General features: G+C 56.6%; 15 protein-coding genes and 1 pseudogene. 6 read left to right on the forward strand and 10 right to left on the reverse strand.

What is annotated here, in order from left to right; translation table 11 throughout:
* Positions 1 to 376 precede the first annotated feature (376 nt).
* Positions 377 to 634, forward strand: a complete 258-nt coding sequence (locus GHN86_RS10365; RefSeq protein WP_153377428.1) for a hypothetical protein — start codon at positions 377 to 379, stop codon at positions 632 to 634.
* A gap of 8 nt (positions 635 to 642) precedes the next feature.
* Here GHN86_RS10365 and GHN86_RS10370 read toward each other — a convergent pair whose 3' ends face one another.
* Both GHN86_RS10370 and GHN86_RS10375 read right to left on the reverse strand, forming a co-directional pair.
* Complete coding sequence (locus GHN86_RS10370) at positions 643 to 1,296, reverse strand: HAD family hydrolase (RefSeq protein WP_153377429.1); 654 nt, start codon at positions 1,294 to 1,296, stop codon at positions 643 to 645.
* A 21-nt stretch (positions 1,297 to 1,317) separates the two neighbouring features.
* Positions 1,318 to 1,866 (reverse strand): gamma carbonic anhydrase family protein, encoded by a 549-nt coding sequence (locus tag GHN86_RS10375; RefSeq protein WP_323369147.1) that lies wholly within the window; start codon positions 1,864 to 1,866, stop codon positions 1,318 to 1,320.
* Between the two features lie 101 nt (positions 1,867 to 1,967).
* Here GHN86_RS10375 and prlC point away from each other — a divergent pair, with 101 nt between their 5' ends.
* Positions 1,968 to 4,019, forward strand: coding sequence for an oligopeptidase A (prlC, locus tag GHN86_RS10380; RefSeq protein WP_323369148.1), 2,052 nt, complete (start codon positions 1,968 to 1,970; stop codon positions 4,017 to 4,019).
* Positions 4,016 to 4,294 carry a YheV family putative zinc ribbon protein gene (locus GHN86_RS10385; protein ID WP_122786297.1) on the forward strand — a complete coding sequence of 93 codons (279 nt, stop codon included), beginning with the start codon at positions 4,016 to 4,018 and terminating at the stop codon, positions 4,292 to 4,294. Before prlC ends, GHN86_RS10385 begins: the two co-directional genes overlap by 4 nt.
* 195 nt (positions 4,295 to 4,489) lie before the next feature.
* Here GHN86_RS10385 and GHN86_RS10390 read toward each other — a convergent pair whose 3' ends face one another.
* The 5 genes from GHN86_RS10390 to oscA all read right to left on the reverse strand — a co-directional run bounded on the left by GHN86_RS10390 (position 4,490) and on the right by oscA (position 8,530).
* Positions 4,490 to 5,470 carry a sulfate/molybdate ABC transporter ATP-binding protein gene (locus tag GHN86_RS10390; RefSeq protein ID WP_153377430.1) on the reverse strand — a complete coding sequence of 327 codons (981 nt, stop codon included), beginning with the start codon at positions 5,468 to 5,470 and terminating at the stop codon, positions 4,490 to 4,492.
* A 3-nt stretch (positions 5,471 to 5,473) separates the two neighbouring features.
* Positions 5,474 to 6,346, reverse strand: a complete 873-nt coding sequence (gene cysW / locus GHN86_RS10395) for a sulfate ABC transporter permease subunit CysW (RefSeq protein WP_153377431.1) — start codon at positions 6,344 to 6,346, stop codon at positions 5,474 to 5,476.
* 12 nt (positions 6,347 to 6,358) lie between these two features.
* Positions 6,359 to 7,177: a sulfate ABC transporter permease subunit CysT gene (gene cysT / locus GHN86_RS10400; RefSeq protein WP_153377432.1), complete on the reverse strand. Its 819-nt coding sequence runs from the start codon at positions 7,175 to 7,177 to the stop codon at positions 6,359 to 6,361.
* A 90-nt stretch (positions 7,178 to 7,267) separates the two neighbouring features.
* Positions 7,268 to 8,281, reverse strand: a complete 1,014-nt coding sequence (locus tag GHN86_RS10405; protein ID WP_153377433.1) for a sulfate ABC transporter substrate-binding protein — start codon at positions 8,279 to 8,281, stop codon at positions 7,268 to 7,270.
* 66 nt (positions 8,282 to 8,347) lie between these two features.
* Positions 8,348 to 8,530, reverse strand: a complete 183-nt coding sequence (gene oscA, locus GHN86_RS10410; RefSeq protein ID WP_048381447.1) for a sulfur starvation response protein OscA — start codon at positions 8,528 to 8,530, stop codon at positions 8,348 to 8,350.
* 285 nt (positions 8,531 to 8,815) lie between these two features.
* On the opposite strand from oscA, the gene GHN86_RS10415 reads away from it, so the two are divergent.
* Positions 8,816 to 9,085: a TIGR02647 family protein gene (locus tag GHN86_RS10415; protein ID WP_153377434.1), complete on the forward strand. Its 270-nt coding sequence runs from the start codon at positions 8,816 to 8,818 to the stop codon at positions 9,083 to 9,085.
* Between the two features lie 173 nt (positions 9,086 to 9,258).
* Positions 9,259 to 10,521: pseudogene (locus GHN86_RS10420) on the forward strand (class I adenylate cyclase); the annotation flags it as partial.
* Between the two features lie 63 nt (positions 10,522 to 10,584).
* Here GHN86_RS10420 and rnk read toward each other — a convergent pair.
* The 3 genes from rnk to cyaY all read right to left on the reverse strand — a co-directional run bounded on the left by rnk (position 10,585) and on the right by cyaY (position 11,683).
* The gene (rnk, locus tag GHN86_RS10425) at positions 10,585 to 11,004 is read right to left on the reverse strand and encodes a nucleoside diphosphate kinase regulator (protein WP_323369966.1); all 420 of its coding nucleotides are present in this window, start codon (positions 11,002 to 11,004) and stop codon (positions 10,585 to 10,587) included.
* A gap of 137 nt (positions 11,005 to 11,141) precedes the next feature.
* Positions 11,142 to 11,348: a DUF1289 domain-containing protein gene (locus GHN86_RS10430; protein ID WP_397462645.1), complete on the reverse strand. Its 207-nt coding sequence runs from the start codon at positions 11,346 to 11,348 to the stop codon at positions 11,142 to 11,144.
* 2 nt (positions 11,349 to 11,350) lie between these two features.
* Positions 11,351 to 11,683 carry an iron donor protein CyaY gene (gene cyaY / locus GHN86_RS10435; protein ID WP_153377436.1) on the reverse strand — a complete coding sequence of 111 codons (333 nt, stop codon included), beginning with the start codon at positions 11,681 to 11,683 and terminating at the stop codon, positions 11,351 to 11,353.
* Positions 11,684 to 11,886: 203 nt separating this feature from the next.
* Between cyaY and lptM the strand changes: the two genes are divergently transcribed.
* The gene (gene lptM, locus GHN86_RS10440; RefSeq protein ID WP_122786287.1) at positions 11,887 to 12,042 is read left to right on the forward strand and encodes an LPS translocon maturation chaperone LptM; all 156 of its coding nucleotides are present in this window, start codon (positions 11,887 to 11,889) and stop codon (positions 12,040 to 12,042) included.
* Position 12,043 lies beyond the last annotated feature (1 nt).

The raw sequence follows: 12,043 nt of genomic DNA on the forward strand, positions 1-12,043 counted from the left end.
CTTGAAGTCGCGTGCGTTTAGTCCCCTCTCCCTCCGGGAGAGGGTTAGGGTGAGGGCTGCGACAGACCCTTCCCTGACTTCTGTGGGACACGGCTCGGCCTTCGTAGGCCCTATTGTGGCGTCAGTGGCGGCCTGCCTATAGTCCGCCGTCGCTGACAATCAGCGATCAGGTATGCAAGCCTGACTATTGGATTTCAACTTTTCATATCGCTTTGATAGGCTCCACGCCTGCACTCAGCGTTATGGCAGTTGTGCGTGGGAGATCTTCGGGTCTGCCGGGTTCCAATAACCGGTCTTGCATACCCGCGCACAACGGCCACCTTCTTTCTGCATGCAAGCTGATCGATTTGGCTCCTTTAATAATTGGAGTTCAACCATGTCGCACTTTCTTCCACAAACCGACAACCCCGCCGATTCAAACGTTTTATTGATCGATACCCGTGCCCCGCTTCACGCCCTCTTGGCGTGCGCTGAACAGCGCATTCAGGCGGCCAAGAATCTGCTGCGCTGCCTCTCCCACATGAACGCTTACAGCAGCGATCCCCATGATTTGAGCGCTGTGTGCGAGGCCTCCTCACTGTTGTTGCAAGAAGGCTGCGATGTGCTGGGGGTTCTGGTCATGCGAGAGATGTAACGTCAGGCTCAAGCGGTTGCCACAAAAGCCCGATGCATGTCCGCCAGCGTCTCGAAATGATACGTGGGCGCAAACGAGTTCAATTCCTCAAAGCTACCAAAACCGTAGCCCACGGCGGCCGCGTCCATTCCGTTGTCCCGCGCACCGATCAGGTCGTGCTTGCGGTCGCCAATCATCAAGGTGTGTGCCGGGTCGAGGCCTTCCTGGGTCATCAAGTGCTTGATCAGCTCAACCTTGTTGGTGCGGGTGCCGTCCAGCTCACTGCCGTAAATAACCTTGAAATGCTTGCCGAAGTCAAAATGACGGGCAATTTCACGCGCGTAAATCTGCGGCTTTGAGGTGGCAATAAACAGGTTGCGGCCCTGCTCATTCAGCGCTTCAAGCAACGGCGCAATGCCTTCAAACACCTGATTCTCATACAGCCCCGTCACCGCAAAACGCTCGCGGTAATACCCCACGGCTTCCCACGCCTGCGCTTCAGTGAAGGCATAGAACTCCATAAAGGCTTGCAGCAGCGGCGGGCCAATAAAGTGTTCCAACTGTGTCAGATCAGGCTCTTCGATACCCATTTTGCTCAGGGCAAACTGGATCGAACGGGTAATCCCCTCACGCGGATCGGTAAGGGTGCCATCGAGGTCGAACAATACGTTTTGATAGTGCATGCAAGGCTCCAAAAAAAGGGCTTAAACCGGCTGATCGTAGCCTTCGGCCAGGTGCTGGTCTTTGAGTTTCACGTAGTTGCCCGCGCTGTAGGTGAAGAAGGCTTTTTCTTTGTCGCTCAATTCGCGCACCTGTTTGACCGGGCTGCCCACATATAGAAACCCGCTGGCCAGACGCTTGCCCGGTGGCACCAGGCTGCCCGCGCCCACGCTCACATCGTCTTCAATCACCGCACCGTCCATCACAATGCTGCCCATGCCGATCAAAATACGGCTACCCACGGTGCAGCCGTGCAGCATCACTTTGTGGGCGATGGTCACGTCGTCGCCGATCAACAACGGGAAACCCTCGGGATTGAAGGGCCCGGCATGGGTGATGTGCAGCACGCAGGCGTCTTGCACACTGGTGCGCGCGCCGATGCGGATACGGTGCATGTCGCCACGAATAACGGTCAGCGGCCAGACCGAACTGTCGCTGCCGATCTCGACGTCGCCTATCACCACGGCCGAGCGGTCAACGAAGACACGCTCACCCAAGGCCGGTGTGTGCTGCTGAAATGGACGAATGGACACAAATAGCTTCCTTCTTTAGCCGTAATAGGACGTTGCAATGCTGCGTGCAACGGCGATTGTAATTAAGATGGCCCAATGTTTCTTCCAGCCAAGGTGCCAACGTGAGCGAGAACAACCCTCTTTTGCAGCCCTACGACCTGCCGCCGTTCTCGGCGATCCGTCCTGAGCACGTACAGCCGGCCATCGAGCAGATCCTCGCCGACAACCGCGCCGGCATTCAAAACATCCTTGCCGACCAAGGCCAAAACCCTACGTGGGCAGGTCTGGTGCTGGCGATGGACGAGCTGAACGACCGTCTGGGCGCAGCCTGGAGCCCGGTTAGTCACCTTAATGCGGTGTGCAACAGCGCTGAATTGCGTGAAGCCTATGAGGCCTGCCTGCCGGCATTGAGCGCTTACTCCACCGAGATGGGCCAAAACCGTGCGTTGTTCCAGGCTTTTGAAGCGCTGGCCCACAGCCCGCAGGTGGCTGATTTCGATCAGGCCCAACTGACCATCCTTGAGCATTCGCTGCGTGACTTCCGGCTGTCGGGCATTGACCTGACTGAAGCCGAGCAGAAGCGTTACGCCGAAGTGCAGAGCAAATTGTCTGAACTGGGCAGCAAGTTTTCCAACCAGTTGCTGGACGCCACCCAAGCCTGGACCAAGCACATCACCGACGAGGCCGCGCTGGCGGGTCTGACCGATTCAGCCAAGGCACAAATGGCTGCGGCGGCTCAAGCCAAAGGTCTGGATGGCTGGCTGATCACCCTCGAATTCCCAAGCTACTACCCGGTCATGACCTACGCCGAAGACCGCGCCCTGCGCGAAGAAGTCTACGCCGCGTACTGCACCCGTGCGTCGGACCAAGGCCCGAATGCCGGTAAGTTCGACAATGGCCCGGTCATGGAAGAAATCCTCGACCTGCGTCAGGAACTGGCAAAACTGCTGGGTTTCGGCAGTTTTGCCGAGTTGAGTCTGGCCACCAAAATGGCTGAGACGCCGGAACAGGTGCTGACCTTCCTGCGCGATTTGGCCAAGCAGAGCAAACCCTTCGCCGCTCGCGACCTTGAGCAATTGCAGGCGTACGCCACCGAACAGGGTTGCCCGGAGCTGAAAAGCTGGGACGTGGGCTTCTATGGCGAGAAATTGCGCGAACAGCGTTACAGCGTGTCGCAAGAAACCCTGCGCGCCTACTTCCCGATCGACAAGGTACTGAGTGGCCTGTTCGACATCGTGCATACGCTGTACGGCATCGACATTGTTGAACTCAAAGGCTTTGACACCTGGCACCCGGACGTCCGCCTTTTCGAAATCAAGGAAAACGGCCAGCACATCGGACGCTTCTTCTTTGACCTGTATGCCCGCGCCAACAAACGTGGTGGCGCGTGGATGGATGGCGCCCGCGACCGCCGTCGCACTATGGCGGGTACGCTGCAAAGCCCGGTGGCCAATCTGGTGTGCAACTTCACCCCAGCGGTTTCAGGCAAGCCTGCGCTGCTGACCCACGATGAAGTGACCACCTTGTTCCACGAATTTGGTCATGGCCTGCACCATATGCTGACCGAAATCGAACACGCGGGCGTGTCGGGTATCAACGGCGTGGCGTGGGATGCGGTCGAGTTGCCAAGTCAGTTCATGGAAAACTGGTGCTGGGAGCCTGAAGGCTTGGCGCTGATTTCCAGCCATTACGAAACCGGCGAAGCACTGCCTAAAGACTTGCTCGACAAGATGCTGGCCGCGAAAAACTTCCAGTCCGGGCTGATGATGGTTCGCCAGCTTGAATTTTCGCTGTTCGACTTTGAACTGCACGCCACCCACGGCGACGGTCGCAGCGTGGCTCAGGTGCTTGATGGTATTCGTGACGAAGTGTCGGTGATGCGTCCACCGGCCTACAACCGCTTCCCGAACAGCTTTGCGCACATTTTCGCGGGCGGCTACGCGGCGGGTTACTACAGCTACAAGTGGGCTGAAGTGCTGTCGGCGGATGCGTTTTCGCGCTTTGAGGAAGAAGGCGTGTTCAACCCACACACAGGCAAAGCGTTCCGCCAGGCCATTCTGGCCCGTGGTGGCTCGAAAGCACCGATGGAACTGTTCAAGGACTTCCGCGGCCGTGAGCCGTCGATTGACGCCCTGTTGCGCCACAGCGGCCTGACTGAGGACGCCGCGGTATGAGTGAGGCCCCTGTGAACGTGACCAAAAAACGCTTTATCGCCGGGGCTGTTTGCCCGGCGTGCAGCGAGCCTGACAAGTTGATGATGTGGAACGAAGACGACGTGCCGCACCGTGAGTGTGTGGCCTGTGGTTATTCGGATACGTTGAATGAGCAGGGTTTGTCGGTGCCCAAGGAATTGGGCACGCGGGTGAATGTGTCGGCATTGAAAAAGACGCCGGACCCGAAGGTGCAGGCGGTGCAGTTTTTTCCTAATCCGAAACTGAAAAAGCCCTGAAGATCAAAAGCCCCTCACCCTAACCCTCTCCCGGAGGGAGAGGGGACTAATTCGTGGGGCTACATAAATCTGCCTCTGCCTTTAGCCCCCTCTCCCTCTGGGAAAGGGGACTGATTCGTGGGGCCATCTAAATCTGCTTCTGCCTTTAGCCCCCTCTCCCTCCGGGAGAGGGTTGGGGTGAGGGTGCTCTGGCTTTTAAGCCTTCTGCCACACCTTGGGCTTGAAGAACAACGTTTCGCCCCGCGCCAGATCGGTCAGGCTGTCATGGTCTTTGACCACTTCCACTTCGATCAACTCGCTTTGCCCTTCAACCTTCAAGGTCACCCGGGTGGTCGCACCCAATGGGCGAATGTCACGCACCTCTGCAGCATGATGGTCTTCGAGCTCGTGACGCGACAACGACACTTCATGCGGACGGAACAGCACATGCTGATCCTCGCCCAGATGCAGGCGGTTGGAGTCGCCCAAAAAGTGATACACAAAATCGCTGGCCGGGTGTTCGTACACCTCGCCCGGTGAACCAATCTGTTCGATCACGCCTTTGTTCATGACCACGATACGGTCCGCGACTTCCATCGCCTCTTCCTGATCGTGGGTCACGAAGACCGAGGTCAGGTTGATGTCTTCGTGCAAGCGCGCCAACCAGCGACGCAGCTCTTTACGCACCTTGGCGTCCAATGCGCCAAACGGTTCGTCCAGCAGCAAAACCTTGGGCTCGACGGCCAATGCTCGGGCCAGCGCAATACGTTGACGCTGACCGCCTGAGAGCTGCTCAGGGTAACGATCCGACAACCAGTCCAGTTGCACCATGTTCAGCAGTTCATGGACTTTTTCGGCAATGCGGGTTTCGCTCGGGCGTTCTTTTTTCGGCTTCATGCGCAAGCCGAACGCCACGTTGTCGAACACCGTCATATGACGGAACAAGGCGTAATGCTGGAATACAAAACCGACATTACGATCACGCACGTCGTGACCCGAGACGTCTTCACCGTGGAACACGATGTTGCCTTCGTCGGGGGTTTCGAGGCCGGCGATGATGCGCAACAAGGTGGTCTTGCCGCAGCCCGAAGGGCCCAGCAGCGCCACCAGTTCACCACTGTGAATATCCAGATTGATGCTGTTCAGGGCCTTGAAGGCGTTGAAGTTCTTGCTGACGTTACGGACTTCGATCGACATGGTTTATTCCTCCGCGGCGCTGGCGCGCAGGCGGTTAATACGGGATTCGCTCCACTGCTTGAGCAGCAGGATGAAGAGCGCCAGGATCAGCAACAGGGTGGCCACAGCAAAGGCGGCAACGTGGTTGTATTCGTTGTAGAGGATCTCGACGTGCAGCGGCAGGGTGTTGGTCACCCCGCGAATGTGCCCGGAAACCACTGACACCGCACCGAATTCACCCATCGCCCGCGCAGTACAGAGCACCACGCCGTAGATCAGGCCCCATTTGATATTGGGCACCGTGACGTGCCAGAACATCTGCCAGCCATTCGCGCCCAGCAGGCGTGCCGCCTCTTCTTCCTGAGTGCCCTGCTCTTGCATCAGCGGGATCAGCTCACGCGCCACAAAGGGCACGGTGACGAAGATGGTGGCCAGCACGATGCCCGGCAAGGCGAACACGATCTGGATGTCGTGGTCTTGCAACCACGGACCGAGAAAGCCTTGCGCGCCAAACATCAGCACGTAGACCAGACCGGCGATGACCGGCGAGACCGAAAACGGCAGGTCGATCAGGGTGACCAGAATGCTTTTGCCGCGAAAGCTGTACTTGCTCACGCACCAGGCAGCGCTGACGCCGAACACCACGTTCAGCGGCACGGAAATCACCACGGCGATGATGGTCAGCTTCAGGGCCGACAAGGCATCCGGCTCAAGGATCGCGTCGAAGAACGCGCCAAAGCCGAGTTTCAGCCCCTGGGACACAACAATCAGCAGCGGTAGCAGCAAGAAGACAATGAAGAACAACCAGCCAAAGCCGATCAGCAAGCGCCGCGACAGCGGGCTGCCACGGCGGGCGGCGTTGGCCACGGATGAGGCGCTCAGTGTTGAGTTGGACATGTCAGGCCTCCTTCACGGTTTTTCGATGCGCCGCTGAATCAAGTTAATGATCAGCAGCAAAATGAAGGAAACCACCAGCATCATCACGCCGATGGCGGTAGCGCCGGTGTAGTCGTATTGGTCCAGCTTGACCATGATCAACAGCGGCAGGATCTCGGTTTTGAACGGCATGTTGCCGGCGATGAAGATTACCGAGCCGTATTCACCGACACCCCGTGCAAAGGCCAAGGCAAAACCGGTTAACCACGCCGGCAACAAGGCCGGTACCAGAATGTAGCGGAAGACCTGCAAAGGTTTAGCGCCCAGACACGCAGCGGCTTCTTCGATTTCACGCGGAATATCGGCCAACACTGGCTGCACTGTACGCACCACAAACGGCAAGGTGACGAAGGTCAGCGCCAGCGTGATGCCCATCGGGGTGTAGGCTATTTTGAAGCCCAGATCAGCCGCGAACTGGCCGATCCAGCCGTTAGGTGCATACAACGCGGTAAGGGCGATACCGGCTACGGCAGTGGGCAATGCAAACGGCAGGTCGATCATGGCGTCGATGACTTTGCGGCCGGGAAACGTGTAACGCACCAGCACCCACGCCAGCACCGTGCCGATGACGCCATTGATCAGCGCGGCAACAAAGGCGGTGCCGAAGCTCAATTGCAACGCCGACAACACTCTGGGAGCGGTAACGATGGCCCAGAATTGCTCCCAGGTCAGTTGCGCAGCATGCACAAACATCGCGGCCAACGGGATAAGCACAATCAAGCTGAGGTACACCAAGGTGTAGCCCAGCGTCAGCCCGAAGCCGGGTATGACGGGGGAAATACGACGTGACATAAGAGTCCTTGGTTAACGCACGAAGCCCGCAACTCAGTCGCGGGCTCGATGTTCTAGCTTTCAGCGAGGCGCAAGGCCCCACCCCAGAGGTTATTGCGGCGTGTAGATTTGATCGAATACGCCACCGTCATTGAAGAATTTGGGTTGCGCAGTTTTCCAGCCACCGAAGTCTTTGTCGATAGTGACAAGTTCCAGCTTGGGAAATTGTTGAGCGTATTTGGCAGCGACTTTTTCGTCACGGGGACGGTAAAAGTTCTTCGCCGCGATTTCCTGACCCGCCGGGCTGTACAGGTGTTCGAGGTAGGCTTTGGCGATTTCGCCGTTACCTTTTTTGTCGGCGTTTTTGTCGACTACAGCCACCGGAGGCTCGGCCAGAATCGACAGAGAAGGCACGACAATATCGAACTTGTCAGCACCGCCATCTTCTTTCAGGGCCAGGAACGCTTCGTTTTCCCAGGCCAGTAACACGTCACCCTGACCGTTGTTGACGAAGGTGATGGTTGAACCACGAGCGCCGGTGTCCAGAACAGGCACGTGTTTGAACAGCTGGCTGACGTATTCTTTGGCCTTGGCTTCGTCACCGCCGTTGGCTTTCAGGCCGTAGGCGTAAGCCGCAAGGAAGTTCCAGCGGGCGCCGCCGCTGGTTTTAGGGTTGGGGGTAATGACCGATACGCCGTCTTTGGTCAGGTCGCCCCAGTCCATGATGCCTTTAGGGTTGCCCTTGCGCACCAGAAACACGATGGTCGAGGTGTACGGGGTGCTGGCGTCCGGCAGGCGGGTTTGCCAGTTTTCCGGCAGCGAGCCTTTGTTCAGCTTGCTGATTTCGTCAATGTCACCGGCTAGCGCCAAGGTCACGACGTCGGCACGCAAACCGTCAACCACACCACGGGCCTGCTTCCCTGAACCGCCGTGCGATTGCTGAATTTTCACCGTATCGCCGGGATGGTTTTGCTTCCAGAACGTGCTGAACTCAGCGTTGTAATCCTGATACAACTCACGCGTCGGGTCGTAGGAGACGTTCAACAACTCGTAATCTTTGGCCACTGCGGAGCCGGCAAAAATGGCACTGGCCAGCGCGGCCAAAGCGTAACGGCGTAGGGACATAGGTGAGGCTCCAAAGCACTTTTTAGTTTTTATTAAGCGCATTCAGGTGAATGCGCTTTGGACAGATCAGGTGTTTTTTTGGCCAGGGTTTTGCAGACGGAATTTTTCTTTGCGTTCGATCTGAACCACTTGGGCGTTATGCACGGTGATTTCCACAGCGCCAAAACGCAGATCTCGCAGCGCACTCTGGATTTCCCGCAGAATGGTGGCTTCGTCCTGACCGTCAACGCTACGCAGAGATGCGCTCATGGTGCTGCTCCTGAAATAAAATGCCGAGGGGGATGCTGGCGTAGGGGCAATAGTAGTGAGCCGGGATTATTCTTAAAAATACTATTTAAGAATGTTTATATAACTGAAATGACATTTAGACAGCAGGTAAGAATTCCACGGCATAAATGCATGCACTGACTACACTCCAATTGCCTCGTTAATGCGGGGCAGGCACGACAGGATGCTTTATCTCGCTGGACAGTCAGCGCAAGTGGGATCACCTTAGAGCCACTGTCGTCTTTTCCTGCAAAGCCTGGAGTCTTTATGTCGTTCACCCCTGAGTTGGTTGCCGAACTGAAAGTCCTTGCCCTGTTTGACCTGGACAGCACATTTGAGGGCCTGAAAGTCCATCAAACCGCCGATCCTGCACTGGTTGAAGCCGCAAAGCGGTTGTATGCAAAAGATCTGATCACTCAGCCCGATGGCGGCTACCTGACAGGTTTAGGTCGTGATGCGGTTGAAAGCGTGAAAACACTGCTGACCATTCTCACCACTGAGGCGTTCGTTGAAGTGCCTCTGAAAGAACTTGCCTAACCAACTGCCATGCCCACGGGATCCAGCAACTTAACGATTCCGCGGGCACACTTGCTCTACCCGTAAAAATTCTGACGCCAAAAATACATCCGCCATAAGCCTTTGGCATCGCGAACTGTAAACTCCTCCTACGTTTCCTTTCTTCCTGACGTGGCAGCCTGTTTGTGTTTGAGATGACACACCCACCTGAAAAGCGCCCAACGTTAAAGAGCACCTGCGACCGGCAGTCTTTTGCGCGCATACGTGAGCGTTTTTTGACCGTCAACCAAGGCCGAATAGCCCGTGCCATGGAGAGTCTGGCGCCTCGCCAGCAACGCTTCCTGCGCCTGCTGGCGCTGTTCTTCCATGTAAACCACCCTTCACTGCCGGGTTATGTATCGGACTGCACCCCTGCCGGGGTATCCGGTTATGAACCCGATGCGGCGGTCATCAGCACCGCTAAACGCTTGGCTCGTGAGTTTACTTATGCTTCAAACCCCGAACGCCGACAGCCCATCCACAGTGTCTTTTTGATGGGCAGCCTCGGCACTCTGGCTCATACCGATCAAAGCGATATGGATGTGTGGGTGTGCCATGGCCCGCAGTTAACTGAGGCCGAGCGAAAAGCCTTGAAGCGTAAATGCCAGCGGCTGGAGATGTGGGCGGCCAGTCAGGGGTTCGAAGCGCATTGCTTTTTAATCGACACCCAGCGCTTCGCTCAAGGCGAGCATGAGGTTCAGTTGTGCACCGAAAATGGCGGTACGACTCAACATCATTTATTGCTCGATGAGTTTTATCGCACCGCCATCTGGCTAGCGGGGCGCACACCCTTGTGGTGGTACGTGCCTGCCTGCGAAGAATTTCGGTACGCTGAATTCACCCGTGCCACACGAGATCAGCCTTTAATGGACAGCGATGAGGTCGTGGATCTTGGGCATCTGGCGCGCATACCCTCGAACGAATTTTTGGGGGCCGGGTTATGGCAACTGTTCAAAGGGATTGAATCGCCCCACAAATCAGTGCTCAAACTGTTGCTGATTGAGGTGTACGCCAGCGAGCATCCGCACGTGAACTGCTTGAGTCTGGACTTCAAGCGAGCGGTGCACGCCAACCCGCTGAACCTCGACGAACTGGACCCCTATGTCGGGGTGTACCGACTTATCGAACGTTATCTAATAGGGGTGGGTGACTTGCAACGGCTGGAGCGGGTACGCCGCAGTCTGTACCTGCAGGTCAATCGCAAGCTCACTGGTCCCACTGTGCACGTGGGCAGGCAATGGCAGCGCCAATTATTGGAGCGATTGACGGTTGAGTGGGGCTGGGATAAATGCACGCGTGCGGCGCTCGACAATCGTTCGCACTGGGATGCCGAACAGGTGAGCCATGAGCGCCTGGCGGTCGCCCGCGAGCTGAGCGTCAGCTATCGATTTTTGAGGCACTTTGCGCTCGGCGAAAAAGTGCGGACCACGGCATTGGGGTAACGCTGCGAAACCGTGCGTTACCGCTCTTGAGGATCGACCTTAAAGGCTGTAGTCGCCGGCCGCTTCGGGCTGGTATTCAACTTCAAGGAGCTTGAGCTTGAGCTTGAGGGTCTTGCCACCCGGCGCTGGCCAGTTGATGTGCTGACCCGTCTGCAAGCCCAACAATGCGCTACCCACAGGCGCAAGGATGGAGATCTTGCCTTCGTCGGCGTTGGCATCTTTCGGATAAACCAGGGTCAGGTGATAGTCCTTGCCGCTGATTTCTTCGCGACAGTGCACACGAGAATTCATGGTCACGACGCCTGCTGGCACCTCTTCATGGCCCACCAGGGTTTCAGCGCGATCCAGTTCGTCCTGCAACGCAATAACGCCCGGCAATGAATCATCAAGGCTGTCGATCAATGCCTCCAGACGTTGAACATCGAGGCGGGTGAGGATGATGGCGGGTGAAGTACTCACTGGCAGACTCCTTTTTTCTGCACGAAAAAGCAAAACCCCGCCGGAATATGGCGGGGTTTTGACCAACCTCGACAGTGCGAGGCGAACCCGGACACTACCACAGCAAAATAAATACACAAGGGAGGAGGAAATGCGTTTCAGCCCTTTCGTTGACGGGCCTGCTCACAAATCACCCGACGACGCTGGTCGTCTGCCGAGCGCCACTCGCGGATGTCTTCGACATGCCGAAAGCAGCCAAGGCAAACTTTGTGCTCATCAAGCCGGCACGTGCTGATGCAAGGTGAAGCCACGGCCGGGCTGACGTTGCTGTAGAGCGGTTTTGCGGGTTTAGCAGAAGCAGTCACAATTAAATCTCTTCAAATTCCAGCTCGGCGCCTGCATGTTCCTTAGTCAGGCGCTCAACCATTTCGCTGAGCAGCTCGTCACTTTTGTCGCACTTCCATGCGCTGCGCTTTTCATCGTAGTCGAAGTGGAAACCACCATTGGGAGCCGCAAGCCATAGCTGTAGCAGAGGGGCCTGGCGGCTGAATATCAGTGCTTTTCCATTCTCGAACTTGACCGTCAAAATGCCGGCTGAGTTCTCTACATCAACATCCAGATCGCAGGTGTCGAAGATGTCTTCCAGGTTTTCCTGGGTTGCATCGACCAGATCGTGAAAACGGGCTTCAGTCAAACTCATGGTGGAACCTCGTAATATCTAGTCATGCTCGGAACTCGCAAGATACGGGCGCTCCAGACCGATTGCAAACCCTAAGACGACGCGGCCCGATGCACCACTGATTATCCACACAGGTGGATTTACGGGAGCCGTCTACTGCATAGGCAAGCTGGTGGGTGCTCGGTATACTCGGGCGCAATTAATGCTTTTCAAAGGATTTCGCCATGAAGCGCCTGATCTCTTCTATTGCTGCGCTCGTCGCGGTTGCCTGCCTTGTTTCTGCCTGTGGTCAAAAAGGTCCGCTGTATCTGCCCGATGACAGTAAATCTCCCGATGAGCAAGCGAAGTCGTCGCAATCGCAAGCACACAAGCACCAATAAT

The organism is Pseudomonas helleri (assembly GCF_009600315.1).
Classification (GTDB): domain Bacteria; phylum Pseudomonadota; class Gammaproteobacteria; order Pseudomonadales; family Pseudomonadaceae; genus Aquipseudomonas; species Aquipseudomonas helleri_A.